At 49.7% G+C, this 22,664-nt stretch carries 22 protein-coding genes; 7 read left to right on the top strand and 15 right to left on the bottom strand.

The genetic code is table 11. The features are described from left to right. Window positions 1-23 precede the first annotated feature (23 nt). Window positions 24-734 carry a tRNA (adenosine(37)-N6)-threonylcarbamoyltransferase complex dimerization subunit type 1 TsaB gene (gene tsaB, locus B3Z23_RS07680; protein ID WP_294906371.1) on the bottom strand — a complete coding sequence of 237 codons (711 nt, stop codon included), beginning with the start codon at window positions 732-734 and terminating at the stop codon, window positions 24-26. Window positions 735-900: 166 nt separating this feature from the next. Further along, a complete protein-coding gene (locus B3Z23_RS07675) occupies window positions 901-2,832 on the bottom strand; it encodes an ATP-dependent DNA helicase (protein ID WP_294906368.1) in 1,932 nt (643 codons plus the stop codon). A 122-nt stretch (window positions 2,833-2,954) separates the two neighbouring features. Here B3Z23_RS07675 and B3Z23_RS07670 point away from each other — a divergent pair, with 122 nt between their 5' ends. Then, window positions 2,955-3,299 (top strand): RidA family protein, encoded by a 345-nt coding sequence (locus B3Z23_RS07670; RefSeq protein WP_294906366.1) that lies wholly within the window; start codon window positions 2,955-2,957, stop codon window positions 3,297-3,299. Window positions 3,300-3,313: 14 nt separating this feature from the next. Here the strand turns inward: B3Z23_RS07670 and B3Z23_RS07665 are convergent, their stop codons facing one another. Beyond that, window positions 3,314-3,508, bottom strand: coding sequence for a YoaH family protein (locus B3Z23_RS07665; protein ID WP_294906364.1), 195 nt, complete (start codon window positions 3,506-3,508; stop codon window positions 3,314-3,316). Between the two features lie 112 nt (window positions 3,509-3,620). Between B3Z23_RS07665 and pabB the strand changes: the two genes are divergently transcribed. Both pabB and B3Z23_RS07655 read left to right on the top strand, forming a co-directional pair. Further along, window positions 3,621-5,000: an aminodeoxychorismate synthase component 1 gene (pabB, locus tag B3Z23_RS07660; RefSeq protein WP_294906362.1), complete on the top strand. Its 1,380-nt coding sequence runs from the start codon at window positions 3,621-3,623 to the stop codon at window positions 4,998-5,000. Continuing rightward, on the top strand, window positions 4,990-5,553 hold the full coding sequence (locus tag B3Z23_RS07655; RefSeq protein WP_294906359.1) for a CoA pyrophosphatase: 564 nt from the start codon (window positions 4,990-4,992) through the stop codon (window positions 5,551-5,553). The genes pabB and B3Z23_RS07655 overlap by 11 nt, the downstream gene beginning before the upstream one ends. A gap of 213 nt (window positions 5,554-5,766) precedes the next feature. Here B3Z23_RS07655 and B3Z23_RS07650 read toward each other — a convergent pair whose 3' ends face one another. The 6 genes from B3Z23_RS07650 to B3Z23_RS07625 form a co-directional block, all read right to left on the bottom strand. Beyond that, on the bottom strand, window positions 5,767-7,329 hold the full coding sequence (locus B3Z23_RS07650) for a TerC family protein (protein WP_294906355.1): 1,563 nt from the start codon (window positions 7,327-7,329) through the stop codon (window positions 5,767-5,769). A 266-nt stretch (window positions 7,330-7,595) separates the two neighbouring features. After that, window positions 7,596-8,420: a 23S rRNA (guanine(745)-N(1))-methyltransferase gene (gene rlmA, locus B3Z23_RS07645; RefSeq protein ID WP_294906352.1), complete on the bottom strand. Its 825-nt coding sequence runs from the start codon at window positions 8,418-8,420 to the stop codon at window positions 7,596-7,598. Window positions 8,421-8,557: 137 nt separating this feature from the next. Beyond that, complete coding sequence (gene cspE, locus B3Z23_RS07640) at window positions 8,558-8,767, bottom strand: transcription antiterminator/RNA stability regulator CspE (protein ID WP_001062678.1); 210 nt, start codon at window positions 8,765-8,767, stop codon at window positions 8,558-8,560. Window positions 8,768-8,780: 13 nt separating this feature from the next. Continuing rightward, window positions 8,781-8,897, bottom strand: a complete 117-nt coding sequence (locus B3Z23_RS07635) for a hypothetical protein (RefSeq protein ID WP_414716470.1) — start codon at window positions 8,895-8,897, stop codon at window positions 8,781-8,783. Between the two features lie 475 nt (window positions 8,898-9,372). Continuing rightward, complete coding sequence (locus B3Z23_RS07630; protein WP_294905041.1) at window positions 9,373-10,365, bottom strand: MBL fold metallo-hydrolase; 993 nt, start codon at window positions 10,363-10,365, stop codon at window positions 9,373-9,375. 22 nt (window positions 10,366-10,387) lie between these two features. Then, window positions 10,388-10,678, bottom strand: coding sequence for a YebO family protein (locus B3Z23_RS07625; protein WP_294905039.1), 291 nt, complete (start codon window positions 10,676-10,678; stop codon window positions 10,388-10,390). Between the two features lie 208 nt (window positions 10,679-10,886). On the opposite strand from B3Z23_RS07625, the gene B3Z23_RS07620 reads away from it, so the two are divergent. Beyond that, a complete protein-coding gene (locus B3Z23_RS07620) occupies window positions 10,887-11,141 on the top strand; it encodes a YobH family protein (RefSeq protein ID WP_294905036.1) in 255 nt (84 codons plus the stop codon). Window positions 11,142-11,176: 35 nt separating this feature from the next. Here B3Z23_RS07620 and htpX read toward each other — a convergent pair whose 3' ends face one another. From htpX to B3Z23_RS07600, 4 genes are all read right to left on the bottom strand, one after another. Next, on the bottom strand, window positions 11,177-12,058 hold the full coding sequence (gene htpX, locus B3Z23_RS07615) for a protease HtpX (protein WP_294905033.1): 882 nt from the start codon (window positions 12,056-12,058) through the stop codon (window positions 11,177-11,179). A 239-nt stretch (window positions 12,059-12,297) separates the two neighbouring features. Then, on the bottom strand, window positions 12,298-14,337 hold the full coding sequence (prc, locus tag B3Z23_RS07610) for a carboxy terminal-processing peptidase (RefSeq protein ID WP_294905031.1): 2,040 nt from the start codon (window positions 14,335-14,337) through the stop codon (window positions 12,298-12,300). 19 nt (window positions 14,338-14,356) lie between these two features. After that, entirely contained in the window at window positions 14,357-15,034 is a 678-nt protein-coding gene (gene proQ / locus B3Z23_RS07605) for an RNA chaperone ProQ (RefSeq protein ID WP_294905028.1), read from the bottom strand. A gap of 95 nt (window positions 15,035-15,129) precedes the next feature. Beyond that, on the bottom strand, window positions 15,130-15,630 hold the full coding sequence (locus B3Z23_RS07600; protein ID WP_294905026.1) for a GAF domain-containing protein: 501 nt from the start codon (window positions 15,628-15,630) through the stop codon (window positions 15,130-15,132). A gap of 219 nt (window positions 15,631-15,849) precedes the next feature. Between B3Z23_RS07600 and yebS the strand changes: the two genes are divergently transcribed. The 3 genes from yebS to rsmF all read left to right on the top strand — a co-directional run bounded on the left by yebS (window position 15,850) and on the right by rsmF (window position 21,195). Next, window positions 15,850-17,094 carry a membrane integrity lipid transport subunit YebS gene (gene yebS / locus B3Z23_RS07595; RefSeq protein WP_294905024.1) on the top strand — a complete coding sequence of 415 codons (1,245 nt, stop codon included), beginning with the start codon at window positions 15,850-15,852 and terminating at the stop codon, window positions 17,092-17,094. Beyond that, the gene (locus B3Z23_RS07590) at window positions 17,063-19,690 is read left to right on the top strand and encodes a PqiB family protein (RefSeq protein ID WP_294907664.1); all 2,628 of its coding nucleotides are present in this window, start codon (window positions 17,063-17,065) and stop codon (window positions 19,688-19,690) included. Before yebS ends, B3Z23_RS07590 begins: the two co-directional genes overlap by 32 nt. A gap of 80 nt (window positions 19,691-19,770) precedes the next feature. Then, window positions 19,771-21,195 (top strand): 16S rRNA (cytosine(1407)-C(5))-methyltransferase RsmF, encoded by a 1,425-nt coding sequence (rsmF, locus tag B3Z23_RS07585; protein ID WP_294905022.1) that lies wholly within the window; start codon window positions 19,771-19,773, stop codon window positions 21,193-21,195. 174 nt (window positions 21,196-21,369) lie between these two features. Here the strand turns inward: rsmF and B3Z23_RS07580 are convergent, their stop codons facing one another. Together B3Z23_RS07580 and copD are read right to left on the bottom strand one after the other, a co-directional pair. After that, window positions 21,370-21,714, bottom strand: a complete 345-nt coding sequence (locus B3Z23_RS07580; RefSeq protein ID WP_294905020.1) for a DUF2511 domain-containing protein — start codon at window positions 21,712-21,714, stop codon at window positions 21,370-21,372. A gap of 40 nt (window positions 21,715-21,754) precedes the next feature. Then, the gene (copD, locus tag B3Z23_RS07575; RefSeq protein ID WP_294905018.1) at window positions 21,755-22,627 is read right to left on the bottom strand and encodes a copper homeostasis membrane protein CopD; all 873 of its coding nucleotides are present in this window, start codon (window positions 22,625-22,627) and stop codon (window positions 21,755-21,757) included. Window positions 22,628-22,664 lie beyond the last annotated feature (37 nt).

The following is a 22,664-nucleotide window of genomic DNA, read 5'->3' as shown; positions in this document are numbered from 1 at the left end:
TCACCGCGGGTTGCAGCAAAGCATCATCTGCCGGGTAATTTTTTCCATGTAACTTCATTACGCAAATAAACGGGTTCAATTTCCGCCACGGCGGACATCTCCCCGCGCTGCCACTGGCTGACCGCCAGCGGTAACATGTCCTGTGCCGTCGGTAGCTCAGATCCGCTCAGCTCCAGCTCCAGCGTATGGCCTTGCTCCATTTCAGGATAAGCCTGCCAGCCAGTACCCGCTATAGCCCAGCGCCCGGAGAGTTGCTGCATCCGTTCAACAGCCTGAGCCGGATTCATGACCTGCTCAGTGTCGACACCCTGCCACTCTCCTTCGGCCGTGCGCTGATATTCTGCCCAATAAACCTCACCCATCCGGGCATCTATGGCAGTAAGCACTCTGTCTGCCTGCTTTAACCGCCAGGCACCTTCGGCCAGAGCCGCCAGGGTAGAGACACCAATCATTGGCAATTCTGCCCCCAGGGCCAGCCCCTGAGCGATACCTATGCCAATTCTGACGCCGGTAAAACTACCAGGTCCACGGCAAAAAACGAGTGCATCCAGATCAGTCAGTGCCAATTGCTGACCCTCAAGTAATTCTGCCACCAGCGGTAATATTTTGCGGGTATGATCGCGCGGAGCAACCTCAAACCGTGTATCCAGTTGTTGGTGGTTAAGAATTGCGGCCGAACAGGCTTCCGTTGCCGTATCGAGAGCCAATAGTTTTAAAGCTGAGATGTCTTGCATAGTTTTTTGTGATTGATAAAAGTTAACATTCAGGCTACCGGAGAAAGAGCTTCCCACAACCCGTGAATCAGTCATCGGCTGTCAGCGACACAACACTCACAGCGGATAGTATAGCTTGTCACATATGGATTAAATGAAACTCATTCGCAACAAAATACTACAATCATTAGTCCTCCTGAATGAGGCTACCCGCAGGCCGCCCCTCAGTAATAAACTGTTCAGCCCTGGCTAAATCACGCGTGCGTGGACAATCCGGCAGACTGTTGACGAACAATGCACCATAGGGTCTGGAAACTAAACGTGAATCACAAATCACCAGCACGCCACGATCTGTTTCGTCACGTATCAGCCGACCCGCCCCCTGCTTCAGGGTGATCACTGCATCAGGAAGCTGCACTTCATCAAACGGATCCAGCCCACGGTGTCTGGCATCTTCCATTCTTGCTTTGAGTAACGGGTCTTCCGGCGACGTAAAAGGGAGTTTATCAATAATCACTAATGATAAAGCGTCTCCACGGACATCCACCCCTTCCCAGAAGCTACTGGTCGCCACCAGCAATGCATTTCCTGCCTCAATAAACTGCTGCAGTATTTGCCCCTTACTGGTTTCACCCTGCAGCAGTACCGGCAGACTCAATACCGCCCTGAACTCTGCGGCAAGTTCCCTCATCATTTGATAAGAGGTACATAAAAAGAAACATCTGCCGCGGTTAGCTTCAATTAAGGGTGTCAGTGTTTTAACCAGCTGCTTCGCCGCGCCGGGCCTGTGTGTTTCCGGCAAGTTTCTGGGAACACACAGTAACGCCTGACGCGCATAATCAAACGGACTATTGAGGATCATCTGGCTGGCGGTTGTGACTCCCAAACGTCCCGCGAAATGTTGCATCTGGCCATTGACTGACAACGTTGCTGAGGTAAACACCCAGGCTGCATCACGCGCATCGACAACTTCACGAAAGCGTTCAGCCACAGATAACGGGGTCAGTGCCAGTGTAAAATGTCGTGACGTACATTCATACCAGTAACTGAAGCCCGGCTGTTCGGTGTGACTGATTCGCTTCAGCCGCGTGCGATATTGTGCAGCCCTTTCAAATGCCGCATCCAGCAGCGCAGAACGCCCGAGAGACAGTTTTATCACGTCGTAACAAAGTTCCAGCGCATCATCGAGCAGTACCAACATTCGCGATACATTGGCTTGCTGTAGTAATTCGCGCAGATTCCCCCGGAATCCGGGGTCGCCAAGAATCATCCTGAAATCCTGACTTGCCTGGGATAACCGGTCTGCCGCTTTTTGCAACTGCTGCATGTCCCGCACTTCAGTACGATAAGCAATAATGATGTCTTTGGCTAAATCCTGTAACTGTCGGCCGGAGATCTGTTGTCCAAAATACTGGCTGGCAATATCCGGAAGCTGATGAGCTTCGTCAAATATCATCACCTGAGCATCAGGAATTAATTCAGCAAATCCACTCTCTTTAACCACCAGATCCGCCAGAAACAAGTGATGATTGACGACGACGACATCCGAATCCATCGCTCTTTTTCGGGCTTTAACGACAAAACAATCGTTGTAACGCGGACAATCATTCCCAAGACAGTTGTCATTTGTGCTGGTCACCAGTGGCCAAAGCCCGCTGTCTTCAGCCACGCTGGCACACTGGCTGATATCACCATCAACTGTTACCGAAGACCAACCACGGACACTGACCAGATCGGTGAGCGATTGTACCGGCAGGTCTCCCCCGGTCAGATTCTGCTGGTCCATCCGCTCCAGACAAAGATAATTTGAACGCCCCTTAAGGATCGCTGTTTTACCTTTGAATTCCAGAGCCCTGACAATAGTAGGTAAATCCCGACTATAGAGTTGATCCTGCAATGCCCGCGAACCGGTCGACACGATCACTTTTTTACCTGAGCGAAGGGCCGGTACCAGATAAGCATAGGTTTTCCCGGTACCAGTCCCCGCCTCTACGACCAGCTCACTTCCGTTATTAATCGCCTCGGCCACAGCCCCGGCCATCTGCCGCTGGGCTTCACGTGGACGGAACCCCGGGATTGCGGCTGTCAGCGCCCCTTCAGGGGAGAAATCATCTGTCACATCGCCTCCCGATGCAGCTTAAAACCGCGCAATTATGTCAGTTTTCAATGATACGGACTACCAGGGATGACATATTCATTGCGATATGGCAGGCTGACTGCCGGAAACTAAAGGAGCCTACAATGACTATTACCCGGATTGACCCGGAACACCGGATGTCTGAAGCCGTTATTCACAACGAAACCGTCTACTACACCAGTGTACCTGAAGACCTTGAAGGCGATGCCTTCGCCCAGACGGCCGACGCCCTGGCGGTGATTGACCGGTTACTGGCTCGTGTTGGATCTGATAAAAGCAAAATACTTGATGCGACCATTTTTCTCACCGATACAGACGATTTTGCCGCCATGAATAAGGCCTGGGATGCGTGGGTTTCCCCTGATAACGCACCTGTACGCTGTACTGTCCGGGCAGGGCTGATGCATCCTAAGTACAAAGTAGAAATCAAAATCATCGCAGCCCGCTAAAATTCGGTACGCTGTTAAGCATCCTCGTCAGCGTTTTCATCATCTTCGAAACGTGCCAGACTTTGTCCTCCCTGGTGCGTTTCGCGTATTTCTGCTGCCACCAGGGCAATAGCTTCACCACTGGACATACCTTCCGCAATAAGCTGGTGAATGCGTTCAACGGCCTGTTGCTGCTGTTGATGAGAAAGTGCCGGTAATCCATTAAACATACAAACCTCTGCCACATAGTCAGTTTCCCGTCACTGCTGACGAGATAACTGATGTCAGTAATTAAAAAATATGTCAGGCTTATGACCAGTTTATTGCTAAAGCCCGACGTTTATGACTCTGAATACCGTTTCTCTTGAATACTCACCGGATGCACTTAACCACTGGTTTTCCCATGTGGAACAGCAACCCTGGGCCATATTACTCAGCTCATCAGCGGCCGAACATCATGATAACCGCTTCGATATTTTCAGTGCTGACCCAGTGATGACCCTGTCCACTACCGGCAAGACAACCCGGATAAGCGAAGGAGATAAGCTCCGCCATTCCCACCGAGACCCGCTGACTTTGTTGCAGGAAGCCCTACAGACCCTGCCGGAAGTGACCTCGTCACTTTCGGACCTGCCGTTTATCGGCGGTGCTCTGGGCCTGTTTGGTTATGATTTAGGGCGGCGATTCGAACAGCTTCCGGAGACAGCAATCAGTGAATTACACACTGCGGATATGGCAGTGGGGATCTACGATTGGGCTATGATAGCAGATCATCATAAACAACGCCTTACTCTGGTAAGCCTCAGTGACAGCAGTCAACGGTTAGAATGGCTGAATTCGCAGCAGACTCAGCAACTTCCTGCTTTCCGACTCATTTCAGAATGGCAAAGTAATCTTTCACGTGAACAGTATCAACAGTGCTTTAACCACGTAAAAAATTACATTGATGCCGGAGATTGTTATCAGATAAATCTGGCTCAGCGGTTTAGTGCGGATTACCAGGGCAGCGAATGGCAGGCTTTTCAGTATTTAAGCCGGCAGAACCGTGCACCGTTCAGTGCGTTTATGCGTCTGCCAGAGAGCTGCCTGCTGAGCCTTTCTCCTGAGCGTTTTCTGCAGGTGAAGGACCGCCAGGTAGAGACCCGGCCCATTAAAGGGACACGTCCCCGTCTTGATGATCCACAGGCTGACGCACACCAGGCCCGTCAGCTTGCATCCGCCGAAAAAGATCGGGCAGAAAATCTGATGATTGTAGATTTATTACGTAATGATATCGGCCGGGTAGCTGAACCCGGCAGCGTCACTGTTCCGGAATTGTTTGTGGTTGAACCCTTCCCTGCAGTGCACCATCTGGTCAGTACTGTACGTGGCAGACTTCCCACCGGCACCGAAAATAGTGACCTGTTACGCGCCTGTTTCCCGGGCGGATCGATTACCGGAGCACCCAAAATTCGCGCTATGGAAATTATTGATGAACTGGAGCCACATCGACGCAATGCCTGGTGTGGCAGCATCGGTTACCTGAGCCGTTGCGGGAATATGGATACTAATATTACTATCCGCACCCTGATTGCGGAGCAGCAAAAACTTTATTGTACTGCCGGTGGTGGAATTGTGGCCGACAGTATAGCGGAGGACGAATATCAGGAAACGTTTCACAAGCTGCAACGTATACTGCCGGCATTGATTCACTTATCCTCGATAAACTCTGATGAAAATTGAGCAATTCCGGCAACGTTTCCTGTTGCAACTTCCACAGGCTCAAGCGCAGGGGAAAAAGAGCGATCGTCAGGCAGCGGTGCTGCTGCCAGTGATCGCCCACCCTGAACCTACACTGTTGCTCACCCTTCGCTCTGCTCATCTCCGCAATCACCCCGGACAGGTGTCATTTCCTGGTGGAAAACAGGATCTCAGCGATCGTTCACTTAAAGAGACGGCGTTGAGGGAAACACAAGAAGAACTGGGACTGACGCCAGATAAGATAGAAGTCATTGGTCAATTGCCCACGGTTAGTAGCCAGACCGGCTTCAGGGTCACCCCCTTTGTCGCGATACTTCCCGCTGGTTTACCTGTCAGGATTGAAGCCGCCGAAGTGGCTATGGCCTTCGAAGTCCCGTTATTACCTCTGCTAGAGAGTGAGCATTTTTCATCACTGAGAGTGACCCGCAACGGTCAGTCTCGCTATGTCTGGATATCAGACTACCCACACCAGTTTATCTGGGGGATGACTGCGGGTATCCTCCGCGACCTTGGCAAACAATTACTCGGCATCTAATCACTCCCTCAGCCGATAATGGGCGTGGAGCACAGTGCACTGTAGCAAGCCAGGTAAAGGCTACCTGCATTGAGAGAAATACAATCGCTACAGTGAAAGCTATGATGCAAAATAACGCGAAACATCCCGGATTGGGCTGACTATTAAAGTACGGTGTGACTCAATCCCGCGGTAGTAAACAGGCCCCGTGAAGTTAACCACAGGGCCTGATACTTATTCCTGCTCGTCCTCATCCGTATCTGAAGGGTCACGGGTAACCCGAACCAGGTCAATGCGATAATCTGTAGCCTCCAGAACGGTGAAGTGAAGGTTTTCAATATCGATCACTTCACCTGCCCGTGGAATCTGGTCCCTGTGACTGATTAACCGCCCGGCGATTGAGGCATAATCTTCGGCAGGGTCGACCAGACAATGCACATCCAGCAACTGTTCGAGGGAATGCAGGTCTGTTCCCCCTTTCACCAGCCAGCCTTCTCCATCAGGGACAATATCCGGTGTTTCGTCTTCATCAGGGAATTCTCCGGCAATGGCTTCCAGCACATCCAGTGGTGTCACTAATCCCTGAACGACGCCAAACTCATTACTCACAATCACGATACTACCTTTAGCCCTGCGCAAAACACCCAGCAGATTGATCGGATCTAACGTTTCAGGGACAATAATTGCCGGGTTTTCCGACGCAAACAGGCTGATATCCACCTGTTGATCAAGAGCCACCAGCAACTCCTTGGCTCTGACAACCCCGATAATCTCATCCAGCTCTCCACGACATACAGGGAAAAGACTGTGAGGAGTATCCAGCAACTGCCGGCGGATCTCTTCAGACGAACTTTCTGCATTTACCCAGGAAATATCGCCTCTTGGCGTCATCAGACTACGCACCGAACGTGACGCCAGGGTCAATACTCCGGTAATCATATAGCGTTCTTCATCCTTAAAACTTTCGGTCGCCGGCACCTGACTCTCAGGAAGAGAGCTGTCACCTGACGATTGCGATTGTTTGCCACCCATCAGTCGCACAATGACCTCAGCGGTCCGTTCACGTAGTGGTCTGCGGGATTGGTGACGCAGAAAATTTCGTCTGGCTATCTGGTTAAACATCTCAATCACTATCGAGAAGCCAATCGCGGCGTACAGATAACCTTTCGGGATATGAAAACCGAATCCTTCAGCCACCAGGCTCAGACCAATCATTAACAGGAAGCTGAGACACAATACCACTACGGTCGGATGGGCATTAACAAAGCGTGTCAACGGCTTTGATGCTAACAACATAATTCCCATGGCAATGACTACTGCCGTCATCATGACCCATAAATGACTAACCATCCCCACGGCTGTGACTACCGCGTCGAGTGAGAATACGGCATCGAGCACAACAATCTGCGCAACGACGGACCAGAAACTGGCATAACTTTTATTGGTCTGATGAGATTCCGGCTGGTTTTCCAGTCGCTCATGCAGTTCGGTCGTCGCCTTGAATAGCAGAAAGATCCCCCCCGCCAGCATGATCAAATCACGTCCGGCAAAACCGAAATCTCCAATGTGAAATAATGGCCGGGTGAGAGTCACCATCCATGAAATCAGTGACAGTAGTCCCAGGCGCATCACCAGGGCAAGACTCAGCCCAATAACCCTCGCTTTATCCCGCTGCCGCGGAGGCAATTTATCCGCGATAATCGCAATGAACACCAGGTTATCAATACCGAGAACAATCTCAAGAACAATCAGTGTCAACAACCCTGCCCAGATGGAGGGGTCCAGAAATATTTCCATTAATGGCTCCTTGAGGACAAAAATAGCGTAGCAACCCATGTCCGGCCAAAGGTCGTGCCGGTAACCGGTTGCGGATAAATGCGGGAATGGTCGATCGAAAATTTGCAGGCACTACAATGCAGCTGCGGGAAGACAGAACGGCGTCGGTGAGGGTCCATAAACAGGGCTAAGCCCGATACTCCTGAATAATAAACAGAGAATTACTGTATCAGCATCTGTCACGCCGTCAAAAAAATTTTTACAGTTACACACTAAATGACATTACATTACGTTTTGAGTGGTTTTCGCTGCCACAGACAAAGCCTGAAATCAGCGTCACAATTGAAACGACCAACAGATGCCAGCTGTTGCCAGACTTGCGCTGATGCCTTCCAGGCAAAGGGGGTCATCTGTAACAAGGCTATTGCAGCTTCCGGGGTTAAGTCCATGGAATAAGTAAGCCGGTTCTCTTGTACCTGAACAAAATCTGACAACGGATGTTCATTGTCTTCATGCTGCTGAACTTCAGAATAGATAAGAGCTTTTAACTGACGCAAATGATCTGGTCCCGGCGTGACGGTGAGTAAATAGCCGTCCGGTTTCAGTGTTCTCGCCAGCTCCTCATCTTTGCAGGGGGCGTAGATTCTCAAAACAGCATTCAGGCTTTGATCAGCAAATGGCAGACGGTAACTTGAGGCCACACAGAAACGTATCGCTTTATAGCGTTTGGCCGCATTTTTGACAGCCACTTTGGCGATATCCAGACCATAGACAGCGGCCCCCTGCCGTTCTGCAAAACAACGGGCAATCTCTGCGGTGTAATACCCTTCACCACATCCGATATCCAGAATCTGTACGTCAGTCTGGGGAAGATGTTCTGCCAGCATTTCAGTGACGGCACTTCGCATAGGCTGATAATAACCTTGATCCAGGAAGCGTCGCCTGGCCTGCATCATCTCCGGACTGTCTCCCGGAATTTTCGACCCTTTGTGCTGCACCGGCATAAGGTTAACGTAACCTTCTCTGGCCCGATCAAAATGGTGATTGCCAGTACACCGCCACCCGCCCTGTTGCTGTAACAATGGCTGATGACATAACGGACATATATACACTGCTGGTACCCCACTGATAGAAACAGCCGCAAGTGTACCTGTTCGTCGCCGGAGGAAAAAGCAAAAAACCCCGCTCACTGAGCGGGGTTTCACAATTCATCATTTCAGGAAGTGATTCCGGAAAGAGATTCGTTTAATCAGATAGCAGTAACGTTAACCGCTGCTGGTCCTTTCTGACCGTCCTGAATTTCGAACTCTACGTTCTGGCCTTCAGCCAGAGTTTTGAAGCCATTACCCTGGATTGCAGAGAAATGTACGAATACATCTTTGCTACCGTCAGCAGGAGTAATGAAACCAAAACCTTTAGACTCGTTGAACCACTTAACCTGACCTTTAATCTTTGCCATTTTGCAAATTCCTTTAAATGTTTATTTTGCCCGAAGGCAGTGTTACAGAAAAACGTGGGACATTACTGAATGAGGCACTAATATTTGGTTCGGCAAAGGAAGCAGTTCTAACGATAACGTCTTTACTCATATCTTCTTTACTGAAAATGCCATACATAAACAGAATCGCACCTCGATTAATCTATGAATTGTTATTACATATCCCTTAATTAATGGCAAGCCATTTTTAATGTCCCCGTGAGACTTAACGCATATTTATTGACGTAAAACACAGTTTAAACATCGCGCAAGCCCTGCAGGCTGGGTTTTTAACAACAACATAGCGATATGCATATGGTCATTTCTGCTAAGAAAATACCAAAATGTGCTATCACCCCCTGCCAAATATTGTACAGTATTTTAAATTCATTACCCGAAATCAAACAGTAAGATAAATAAACATAAACCAGGTTTTGCATAATGGCAAATAAAGTGACTGTGGTTATTCTCGTTATTGCTGACAGAAATAATACCGTCACAAAACTGTCAATCTGGTTATATTTTTTTATTATGACGGGACAGTCATCCGACAACTAACACATCCTCAGGTTCAGGCAGAACAGCCCTCAGGCTAGTGGTCGGCTCTCTCCTATTTTCCATGCAGAAAATCTGTCTGCAATTGACTGCGGGTGATGGTTCATGGCTTCTGACAGTGCCTGCGGCGGAATATCGAGCCCTTCATCACCCAGTTCAAAAACGCCCCAGTGAATAGGTACTGTCAGAGGCTGTCCCGCCGCTTCAAACAACACCACCGCATCAGCAGGAGACATATGGTGATTTTTCATAAACCATTCCGGGGCAAAGGCACCTACCGGTAACGCCGCATGAGTAAATGGTCCCAGACGCTGTGGAATTTCCAGCAGACTGCGTGTAAAGCCACTGTCCCCGGAGAACCAGAAACTAAATCCGGAGTGACTAATAACCCAACCGCACCACAGAGACCGATTCTTATCGAACAGACTACGCCGGCTCCAGTGACGGGCGGGCACCGCATGAATTTCTACTCCGGCAAACCTGCATTGTTCCCACCAGTCCAGACTCACAACGTTGCGTGCTCCAAGGCGAAAGAACCAGCGATCCAGTCCTGCAGGTACAAAAAACGTTACCGCCGGAAAAGCGGCGATAATCTGGCGAATTGTCGGTTTGTCCAGGTGATCATAATGATTATGGGAGATGAATACTGCGTCCAGATGAGGCAAGTCCCCGACTTTTAAGGGTGCCGGGGTCTTCCTTTGCGGGCCGATAAAAGCTAAGGGTGACGCCCGACGTGACAAAACCGGATCGATCAACAGGTAGCGTCGATCAACCCTCAACATAAGAGATGCATGGCCCAGCCACCACAGACGGTCATCGTTCCCATCCAGTGACAACGGTGCCATCCATCGCTGGTTGAAGGCGATATAGCCCCCGGCCGGAGGGTGCGGAACCCCCTGCTGTTTTCGCATCTTTCTCCATTTTTTCAGGTCACCCTGTGCCCGGCAGTCAGGTTCCGTATTCCGGAATCCCTGCAGAGTATGATGAGATTTTGCGGGGTCATACCAAGGGTTACGCCATGCCATCAGTCATGTACCTCGTGACTGCTTATCGTTCCGGGACAAATTTAAGGTAGCCATTGTCTTCTGACTCAGCCACCACCGGTTCCGGGACTTCCTCTTCCGTCGGTTCCGGTGGAAGATTCAGTTCCAGCAGGCGTTTCAGCAATACATTCTGTTTTTTCTGTTCACGCAATAACGCCTCCAGCAGATGCACACGGTCGTTTGCACGAACACTAGCCCGGTTAATATAAAACCAAATGATCAGGGCAAATATCACCGCCACTGCAATTAATGCAGGTAGCACGAACGGCCCCATTCCTAATGAAATATCATTCATACACTTGCCTCAACACCCTGAATCACTGAAATAAGCTCTAAAGTAAGATTCTACTCCGGGAAACAAAAATGATCATCTGCTGTCAGTTTAGCGGAAACAATTTGGCAAAAATAATTCAGTTATCTCTGATCCTCTTCTGTGATGATTTATCGCATCCTTCGTAAAACATACAAAACGTTGATTATCTGAATTTCAGGAGCAAAAAGAGATGATAGTACGGGTTGTCATAGTGTTAGCAATCTTATGGCTGGCGATGCTGCTGACTGGCTATGGTGTGCTGACCGGAAGTCATAAAATTGCGGCCGGACTGGGATTAAGTTGCCAGTACCTTACTGCAAAAGGGTTGACAGTTTCACACTTCCTCAGAACTGATAATGGTGTGATAGGTAAATCCAGCTGCCCGTGGCTAAATAAAACTGATGAGAGGAATGATATCCAGGCCAATCCATTGGCCTTCAGATAATCCGCCAGTTGAAAAGCTGGCGGGACAGGGCAATATTATTTCAGGTAATCACCACGGCGTAACGCATCAATACGTTTATCTAAGGGCGGGTGAGACATAAAAAGCTCGCTTAAAGACTTCCCTTTACCATTAATGCAAAACGCCATCATATTCCCTGGCTCCTGCGGCTCATAGCTGGTTTTGAGACGCTGCAGAGCGGCAATCATCTTTTCGCGTCCGACCAGCTTCGCCGAGCCAGCATCGGCATGGAATTCACGGTGACGAGAAAACCACATTGTAATAATGCTGGCCAGAATACCAAACACCAGTTCCAGAACTGTCGCTACCGCAAAATAGACCAGCGGATTACCGTTGCTATTCTCTTCTCCGTCACGATCCGAGGAGAGGAACCCGGCGGCTATCTGGGCAATAATCCGTGAAATAAAGATGACAAAAGTATTCACTATCCCCTGAATTAGCGTCATGGTCACCATATCACCATTGGCAATGTGACTTATTTCATGGGCGAGAACGGCTTCAGCCTCATCACGATTCATATTTTGCAATAACCCGGTCGAAACAGCGACCAGCGAAGCATCACGACGTGCCCCGGTAGCAAAAGCGTTGATATCTGGTGCATGGTAAATAGCGACTTGCGGCATGGCGATACCTGCCTGACGTGCCTGTTGCGCGACCGTAGACATCAACCAGTTTTCAGTTTCGTTACGTGGCTGTTCAATCACTTCTCCGCCAACGGAACGCAATGCCATCCATTTCGACATCAGTAACGAGACAAATGCGCCACCGAAACCAAACAGCCCGGCCATCACCATCAGTCCCTGGACACTCCCCGATCGAATGCCGGTCAGACTCAGGATCAGACCAAACACCAGCATCACTGCAAGGTTAGTCAGCAAGAAAAGAGCTATACGCATCATAGACGTTTGTTATCCTCATTATTAACGCAGGTTTTCTGTCACCTATCCTATGTGCATTACACCGGTTTTCAAGAGAGTAATCGTTCCAGATACCTGAAAAGACATAACTTTACACTATTAAAGACAGTTTGCCGCACTCCTCTGGCAGTTCCTGACATAACCGGGTAACTATTTTCCTTAAGCTCGCAACGGACAAAAAAAACACCGGACATCCGGTGTTTTTTTTGTCGGGCAACAGCTTATTTACTGGCTGATTTTGCCGGCGTCGCCGCTTCAAGCTGAGCCAGATCATTAGCAATGTCAACCGTCTCATCCAGATACGGATCAGGCTCTTTATAATCCTTCGGCAACTGATCGAGATTAGTTAACGGCTTTTTACCTTCGGCCTGGTAACGTGCGTTAATCCGGTCAAGGCGCTCAGTATCGTCTTCTTTGTTCTCTTTTTCACGCTCGGCGTAATTCAGGGAAACAATATCAATCTTATCTTTCATCGCATCAAACCGTTTGATGTCCTTAAGGATATACTGGAACTCACGATCTTTGGCGATCCTGGCATTATGTTCAGCCAGTAGTTCCGGAAGATAAGGCTTGAGATCACCCGTTTTCTGATAAGTCGCTGCAGGGATGCTGTCCCACGGCAGTGCATTATCTTCAAATTTCTCACCGGTTTTAACCGCTTCCACTCCGGTAGGCATAAGCAGATCAGGGGTTACTCCCTTTAGCTGAGTACTGCCACCATTGATACGATAAAACTTCTGAATGGTGTACTGAACAGAACCTAATGCAGGCCATTCCGGACGCAACATCTGGTCATAAATCCGGTTAAGTGAACGGTACTGCTGGACGGTTCCTTTACCAAAGGTCGGTTCACCCACAATCAGAGCACGGCCATAATCCTGCATCGCTGCCGCAAAAATTTCAGAGGCAGAAGCACTGAAACGATCGACAAGAACCACCAGTGGTCCCTTGTAATAGACAATGCCATCATTATCGCTGTCCTGACGGATTTTACCGGTATTATCACGCACCTGGACCACTGGGCCGGAAGGAATGAACAGTCCGGAGAGTGACACGGCTTCAGTGAGAGCACCACCGCCATTGGTTCTTAAATCAATCACAATACTGTCAACGTGCTGTTTTTCCAGTTTCTGAAGCTGGACTTTAACATCATCAGTCAGCCCCACGTAGAAGCCGGGAATATCCAGTACGCCCACTTTTTCGTTGCCGACTTTATGCACGGACATCTGTACTGCCCGATCTTCCAGGCGGATTTTCTCACGTGTCAGAGTAATAATGCGGGTTTTACTGCCCTTACCTGCCGGCAATATTTCCAGTCGAACACGGCTACCTTTCGGTCCTTTGATTTTCTCGACCACATCATCCAGCCGCCACCCGATGATATCTTCAATAGGTTTACCTGGCTGTCCGACGCCGACGATTCTGTCTCCTACCGACAGCAGTTTACTGCGTGCTGCCGGGCCACCGGCGACCATAGAATTGATCACAACATAATCATCGTCTGACTGTAATACGGCCCCAATGCCTTCCAGAGAGAGGCTCATTTCGGTGTTAAATTGTTCCGTATTACGAGGCGACAGATAGTTCGTGTGGGGATCTATCTGGTGCGCAAAAGAGTTCATTGCCAGTTGGAACACATCTTCGCTGTTGGTCTGAGCCAAACGGCGGATGGCAAAGTTATAGCGCTTGGTCAGTGTATCTCTGATTTCAGCATCGGTCTTGCCGGCCAGTTTCAGACTGAGCTCGTCATATTTAACCTTAGCATCCCACAGGCTGTTTAGTTCATCTGTCGTCGTCGGCCATGGCGCTTTTGAACGGTCCAGGTTAATGGTTTCGTTAGTTGAAAAATCCATCGGACGTTTCAGAACTTCCAGCGCATACTGGTAGCGTTCGAAGCGACGTCGTTGGGAGAGATTGAACAGGTCATAAAAAATATCGAGTTTGCCGGTTTTTAGCTCGTCGCCAACCGTCGCGGCCTGCCCTGAATACTTAGAGATATCAGATGCCAGTAATACATTATGGTTGTAATCCAGCATATTCAGGTAGCGATCAAAAATCTTCTTCGAAAAATCACTGTTCAGATCAATCTGCCGGTAATGTGATTGAGTAAAACGGGTGGTCACCCGCTCACTCACTGTCACATGTTGCGGTTCTTCATGCAAAACAGGAATCTGATCTTCACGGGTAATAGTATCCGCCGCAAAAGCCTGACCTGCCATCAGCAGGCCAGCGATAATATTCAACTTAAAAAAGGTGTTCATGCCCTGGTCACTCTCCGTTTCAGAACTGCAAGTGTTCTGCGCGTACAATCATAGCCATGCCGGATGAAAGCTGAACCCGCACACCTTCTTTCGATACTTCCAGTACCGTTGCATCCATTGCATTTTGCCCGGCTTTAACCTTAATCGCCTGGCCTGCCTGGAGTACGGAAGTATCAGTCACTGGTTTACGGGATTCGACGGCCCGGGGTGCCCGTGGAGTTGCAGTGTTTTTGGCATTTTCACGGGGTTTGCGTGGAGCTTCATTTGAAGCGGCTTTACGCGGCGCGGGTTTACGCGGCTTGCGTGCTTCGGCAGGCTCTTCGCCGGTTTCCGCCTTACGGGCACGCTGCTGTGCTCTGTGGGCTTGCACTCTGGCTTTGGCTTCTTCAAGTTGCTTACGGGCATGTTCCACATGCTGCTCATCCAGTTCCCCACAGGCATTACCATCAAGATCGACCCGGGCAGCACCGGCTTTAATCCCGTGCAGATAACGCCAGCTGGAGGTGTAGAGACGTAAGGCGGAACGTAACTGGGTTTTGCTGATAGCAGAATCCCCCGGAACACGCTCAACGATATCCTGAAAAATACCAATTTTCAGTGGCTTAGCTTCACCTTCAATGCAAAAACATTGCGGGAACTGCTGTGCCAGAAAGGCGATAACTTCTTTACTGCTATTCAACTTAGGTTGATTTTCCATGAAATTTCCTGATTACAACGGTTTTGCCGACCAAAGAAGGCATGAACAGGCGCCATTATAATGACAACGTTGCTAAATGCTATGCATCCTGTCAATTAGCTGCCGTTCTGTTGCAAAAATCTTTCAATTTCTGTGGCAGACAGTACGGCAGAGAGCGTTTCCGTCAGGGTACGCAAGCCTTTTTCATCTTCAGCATCAAAACGTCCATAGGCAGTACTGTCAATATCCAGCACCCCAATGATCTTTCCGTTTACTGCTACAGGTAACACAATTTCAGAATTACTTGCGGCATCACAGGCAATGTGTCCGGCAAAAGCATGGACATCGGCAACCCGTTGTACGGTATTTTCTGCAACGGCGGTCCCGCAAACACCTCGTCCGACAGGAATACGCACGCAGGCAATTTTTCCCTGAAACTGTGCCAGTACCAGTGTTTCAGGCTCACTCAGCAAATAAAACCCCGCCCAGTTCACTTCTGATAACCGTTCGAACAATAACGCACTACAATTGCCCAACACTGCAAGAAATGAGGTTTCGCCAGAAATCAACGCGCCGAAATCACGGTTAAGCTCATCATAAAATGCTTGTTTGCTCATACACCAACCATATACATTAACAAAATATTATCGACCTCTGTGCCACCCGATAGCACGAAAACATACACAGACATAATGAATCAATAACAGAGTTACTATACTCTTAGCAATCTGTTGTCCGGGAAATCTCTTCATTATCGTCGGCAGAAATATAGCAGACATGCGCTGAGATAATTCAGGATTTTATGCTGCCACACCGGGTAACCATCAAATTCATTTATGAAAATACTCAAAATCAGTCATCCATTATTACACAGTGACACTCACCGATGTCCTCAATGCGATATCATTTTTCGTCTGTCAGAAGTGAACCTGCACGAAACAGCGTATTGCCCTCGTTGTATGGCAAAAATCCGCAGTGGCCGGGAATGGTCGGTCCTGCGACTGGTGGTGATATCCATAATAATGTTGTGTCTGATGCCTATGGCTTACAGCCTGCCATTACTCAGGATTTCTCTGCTGGGGATGGCTATCAATGCCAGCCTCACGGAGGGCGTTTACCAGATTATGGCTCAGGGCGATGTTCTGACAGCAGCCATGGTGATGTTCGGTGCAATAGGTGCTCCGCTCACTTTGGCACTGTCGATGATTTATCTGGTCGTTGGACACGCCCTGGGAATGAATCTGAGACCCGTTTTGCTGATGCTGGAAAAACTCAAAGAATGGGTCATGCTGGACATCTACCTGGTGGGTATTGCTGTCGCCGCCATCAAAGTTCAGGATTATGCCTCATTAGAAGCGGGCTACGGGCTGGTTGCATTTATCTCACTGACACTACTGAGCCTGCTTATTCTGATAAACATGAACACTGAATCTTTATGGCAACATTATTACCCTCAGCCTCCGGGAGCGCTGGCGAAAGATAAGATAATCGTCTGCCTGAACTGCCATTTCAGTGGCGGTGCTGACAGCAAAGGACGCTGCCCACGCTGCCATACCCGGTTATCCCGGCGGATGCCTTATAGCCTGCAAAAGACCTGGGCGGCACTCATCTCTTCCATCGTTTTCCTGTTCCCGGCAAATATGTTGCCTATCTCGGTGATTTATCTGAATGGTGCCCGTCAACAGGACACTATTTTTTCAGGTATTTTATCCCTGGGTTCCGGTAATATTCCCGTCGCGATGGTAGTATTTATCGCCAGTATTCTGGTACCTTTCAGTAAAGTTCTCATCATGCTGTCGTTACTACTGAGTATCCATTTTCGCTGTGTTCAGGGCCTGAAAACCAGAATCCGTCTGTTGCGTGCCATCAAGTGGATTGGCCGCTGGTCAATGCTCGATTTATTTGTCATTTCGCTGACAATGTCACTGGTAAACCGTGATCAGTTGTTAGCTTTCACTATGGGACCGGCTGCTTTTTACTTCGGTTCTGCCGTAGTCCTGACGATACTTGCCGCCGAATGGCTGGACAGTCGTTTAATCTGGGATGCATATACAACAGGAAACGCCGAATATGCCGATTAGTTCTGCGGTAACCAAAAAGCGCAAAATTTCCCCGTTCTGGCTGTTGCCATTGGTGGCTTTACTGATCACCGGTTGGCTACTGTGGCAGAACTATCAGGAGCGTGGAACCTCTATTACCATCAATTTTCAGACTGCCGATGGTATTGTCCCTGGACGTACACCTATTCGTTACCAGGGCGTACAGGTAGGGACCGTTGAAGGCATTGTACTCAGCGACGATTACCGGACTATCCGCATTAAAGCCAGTATTAAAAGTGATATGAAAGATGCGCTGCGCGAGAAAACTCAGTTCTGGCTGGTCACACCACAGGCATCACTGGCCGGGGTCTCCGGACTCGATGCGCTGGTAGGGGGTAACTACATCTCAATGATGCCAGGTTCAGGTAAACCTCAGGAAAATTTTACAGCGCTTGATTCGCAACCGAAGTTTAACACCAATATCTCCGGGTTGATGTTACATCTTAACGCCACAGACTTAGGTTCTCTGTCTACCGGGTCATTGGTCTACTACCGAAAAATCCCTGTAGGTAAGGTGTATAACTACAGTGTTAATGGTGACAACCAGGGGGTAGTCATTGATGTCCTGATTGAACGCCGTTATGGTAATCTGGTGAAAAAAGACAGTCGTTTCTGGAACGTTTCAGGAGTAGATGCCAGTATTGGGTTAAATGGTGTCAATGTCCGGATGGATAGCCTGCCGGCGCTGATCAACGGTGCCATTGCATTCGATTCGCCGACGACCAGCCCGGCAGCCACCGCGGATGAAACCTATACCCTGTATCCTAACCTGGCAGAAAGCCACCGCGGCGTAAAAATATCCCTCGATCTGCCTGATGGTAACAACCTGACTGCAGGATCTACCCCGCTGATGTATCAGGGACTGCAGGTCGGAACCCTGACTAAACTGAACCTGGCCGACCCGCAGCATGTCAGTGGTGAACTGACCATCGACCCGTCAGTGACTGATCTGATGCGCAGTCAGACCAGGATTGAATTACACTCTCCGAAACTCAGCCTGGCTGACACGTCTGTAAGCAGCCTGTTGACCGGGGATTCATTAGTACTGGTACCGGGGGCTGGCGACCTACAATCACATTTCACGGTATACCCGTCGACACAAACTCTGATGCGGACCCCGGGAACACTCAATGTACAGCTGACAGCCGATGACAGCTACGGCATTTCTCCGGGTCAGCCGCTGATCCTTAATGGCGTGCCGATTGGTACAGTTTCAGAACGTCAACTGACCGATAACGGAGTCCGTTTTGTCGTCTCGGTTTCCGGGGCTTACCGGCAATTTGTTCACGCCAACAGTAAATTTGTTGCCGACAGCCAGCTTCGGGTCAATGTCAGCCTGGACGGTGTTCAGATGGTAGGTGCCAGCCCCGGAGAATGGTTACAGGGCGGTATACGACTGTTGCCAGGCGATAAAGGACAGCCCGTCAGTAGTTATCCTTTATATGCCGATGCAGGTAAAGCAGCAGAAGGTGTTACTGGTGACAAACCTTCTACCACGCTGACACTGACCGCCGCCAGTCTGCCGGATATTCAGGCAGGGTCGGTAGTGCTGTATCGTCGTTTCCAGGTCGGTGAAATTGTGGCGGTAACTCCTCTCAGAGATAAATTTCTGGTGGCGGTACATATTAACTCTGCGTACAGAAATCTGATCACTAAAGATACGGTATTTTGGGCTGAAGGTGGTGCACGGGTACAGTTAAACACCAGTGGCATTACTGTTCAGGCAACCCCACTTAACCGGGCCCTGAAAGGAGCGATCAGTTTTGATAATCTTGACGGCGCTAATCATCAGTCAGGACAAACCCGGATACTTTATCCGACCGAGACTGCCGCCAGGGCCATTGGCAGCCAGATTACATTACGCACTTATGACGGTAGCAAACTCTCCACCGGTATGCCTATCCGTTATCTGGGGATCACCATCGGTCAGATCGAGTCGTTATCACTAAATGCGGCCAACAATCAGGTTCTGGCTAAAGCGGTCCTTTACCCGGAATATGTGAATGACTTTGCCCGCTCCGGGAGTCGTTTCTCGGTGATTTCACCTGAAATATCTCCGACCGGGGTGAATCACCTCGAATCTCTCTTACAGCCTTATGTGAATGTTGACCCGGGCAAAGGTGCCGTGACCCGCAGTTTTGAGCTGCAACAGGCGACCATTACCGATTCCCGGTATCTGAACGGCAGAACATTCTATGTAGATGCACCTGAGGCCGGGTCTCTGACCATTGGCACTCCGGTATTATTCCGTGGCGTTGAAGTCGGTACCGTCACCGGAACATCCTTGGGCACTCTTGCGGATCGGGTACAGGTAGCAATACGTATCAGCCAGCGTTATCAGTATCTGGTCAGGAACAACTCGGTCTTCTGGCTGGCCTCCGGATACAGTCTGAACTTTGGCCTGGTCGGCGGCGTAGTCAAAACAGGAACCTTCCAGCAGTTTATTCGTGGCGGGATTCAGTTTGCTACCCCGCCGACTGTTCCATTAGCTCCGGAAGCCACCGCAGAGAAACATTTCCTGCTGCTTAATGAAGCCCCTAAAAACTGGCAGCAATGGGGCACCGCAATTTCACACTAACTGATGTAAACGGATAACGGGCAGCCAAGCTGTCCGTTATCATGTTACAATAACGGATTATTTTCTGACGGTAGCCTGCTGTGTCCGACTCCCTGTTTTTCCCCGAAGACTTTTTGTTACAGATGCAACAACTGCTGGCCGATGATCAGCAGTTTTCCCGGTTTAAAGCCCTCTGTCATCAGCCATTACGTCGCAGTATCCGCGTAAATACGCTGAAAATATCTGTGGATGATTTTCTGGAACAAGTCTCCGTCTATGACTGGCAACTCACGCCGGTCCCCTGGTGCAAAGAAGGGTTTTGGGTCAGCAGGGCCGATGAATCACTGCCTCTGGGTAGCGTAGCCGAACATTTAAGCGGATTATTTTATATCCAGGAAGCCAGTTCTATGCTGCCAGTGACCGCCCTGTTTGCCCACAGTGAATCGCCGGTGTATGTGATGGATATGGCCGCCGCCCCGGGTTCAAAGACCACACAAATCGCTGCCAGAATGAATAATCAGGGTATGATCCTCGCTAATGAATACTCTGCCAGCCGGGTGAAAGTACTGCATGCAAATATCAGCCGTTGTGGCGTGACCCATAGCGCGCTGACCCACTTCGATGCCGCAGTCTTCGGTCCGGCATTGCCGGAGCAGTTCGATGCCATTCTGCTGGATGCTCCCTGCTCCGGCGAAGGAGTGATTCGGAAAGATCCCCAGGCACTCAAAAACTGGAGTATGGATAGCTGCAAACAGATAGCGGCGACGCAGCAACAACTGCTACAGAGTGCCTTTCATGCCCTGAAACCCGGCGGAACCCTGGTATACTCTACCTGTACATTAAATACCCTGGAGAATCAGCAGGTGGTTAACACCCTGCTGACACAATTCGCGGACGCTGTCGAAGTGGTTGCCCTGACTGAATTGTTCAGCGGTGCAGAACGCGTCGCCACGCCGGAAGGTTATCTCCACGTTTTTCCCCACTGTTTTGATAGTGAAGGTTTCTTTGTCGCCTGTTTACGGAAAACTGCCAGCGTTGCCCCGCTTCCGGCCCCGACCTACAAAGTGGGTAAGTTTCCCTTCAGCCCGCTTACCTTAAAACAGGCAGCAGAAGTCCGCAGGAATGCGGCAGCTTCCGGGTTACGCTGGGATGACAGCCTTGAACTCTGGTCCAGGGAGAAGGAAATCTGGTTATTCCCACGGGCCGCTGTCCCCCTTTTCGGCCGTATCCGTTTTTCACGAATTGGCTTAAAGCTGGCTGAAACCTTTGCTAAAGGTTACCGCTGGCAAAACGAAGCGGTCATTGGACTAGCCGATTCAGCCCATACTTCCGCAATTGAACTGACGGATGACGAGGCCGAAGAGTGGTTTCGTGGCAGAGACATTTATCCTCAGCAGCCACTGCCGGCAGAGGAAATGCTGGTGCTACATCGTGGACAACCACTGGGGCTGGCGAAAAAGGTCAGCAACCGGATTAAAAACAGTTATCCACGCGAACTTGTCAGAGATGGTCGGCTGTTTCGTTAGACCGGGGCAAAAAAAGACCGGGCACAAATCCTGTGACCGGTCCAGGGAAATGGCTCAGAGAGCCGTGCGCTAAAAATTGGCATCACGAGGTAGTTGGCCTCACAAAGTAATCATAGTTGAGTTTTGCCTTATTTCCAGCGCAGTCATTCCACCGCGTTTTTCCCTCACTTAGAATTATTTTCCGCACAAAGATTGTGCTTTATTAATCAATGGCTGAAGGCTCATTTTCTGCCCGGGATGATCTTTGTCATCAGAAAGCAGCGGAGTAATATCCCCTCCCTGAGACAGCCCCTGCTTCACCCGGTTCTGTGCTTTTTCATTCAGAGGATAGTTCATCAGTGTTGAGGGATTAATTGCAAATAATGAACCATCCTGTTCACAGGTCAGCATAATCTCATCGCGGTCACGAAACGGCCAGATGTCTTTGCCAGTTTCCAGACGGTTGACAGTGATGACCTGAGTCGCAAATGCCTGGCCGCTGACCAGTAGCAGTAACAGCGAGGGAAGTAGTTTTTTCATTTAATATAAACCTTCAATACACAGTGATAACGGAATGACTTTACACCGGTGATAGTGTGGCAAACAAACTCACCACCGCAATCACCACCAGTGAAACGAATAATTCAAGTTGAGTCAGACGGATAAACCAGCGACGGCTCCGCTCCGGAGCACGGGAAAAACGTGGAACCAGCCAGTACCGGTTATACAGTGCAATAGCTACCATCAGTAACACCAGGCTGACCTTGAACAACAGCCAAAGTAGCCAGGCAGAAAAGTGCAGCGGGAAACCGGCAATCAGCACAGTATTTAACACACCGCTGATAATCGTCAGGGCCACTGCCCAGTGGCCATAGCGGGAAAACTTCATCATCGTCCGGATAGCGTTATTATCATCAGGACGGTTGCTGGCCTGTTTCATCAGCCATAACAATGGAAACAGCCCCCCGCACCAGAAGGTCGCCGCAGTCAGATGGACCGCCTGGCTGACCTGACCTGCCAGCCCCCGAACTCCGTCATGCATCGCAGCGTGACCTGTCATCGCCATTAGCATCAGCCCGACAACACACCCCGCCAACAACAGAAATCCGGCCCGCCGACTGTTGAAAATGAGCAACAGTACGCACAGCAGCGCTAGCAACATTTCCGGCAACCACGCCTGACCGAATCGGGTGCCGGACACAGCGTTCCACACTGAAGCCTGCCAGATGCCGTCAGTCGCACCACTCATAAGTATCGTCTGTACTGCAAACATTGCTACAGCTGACACAAATGCAATAACGGCAGCGCATACTGCACCGATTTTTAAGTGTGACCAGAGAAGTCCCGCATATTCTTTCGGAGCAAGGATGGCCCGGTAACTGGCACAGCCCGTCAGCAATATCAGACTGGTAAAATGGACAAATCTCAGCAGAATATAGCTGGCAGCAATCACGTGTGACTCCGCATGGAGAAAAACAGGAATATCTCAG

It is taken from the genome of Tatumella sp. UBA2305 (genome assembly GCF_002345795.1).
Classification (GTDB): Bacteria; Pseudomonadota; Gammaproteobacteria; order Enterobacterales; family Enterobacteriaceae; genus Tatumella; species Tatumella morbirosei.
Note: the sequence above shows the minus strand (reverse complement) of the source record. Positions and strands in the feature narration are given on the sequence as shown.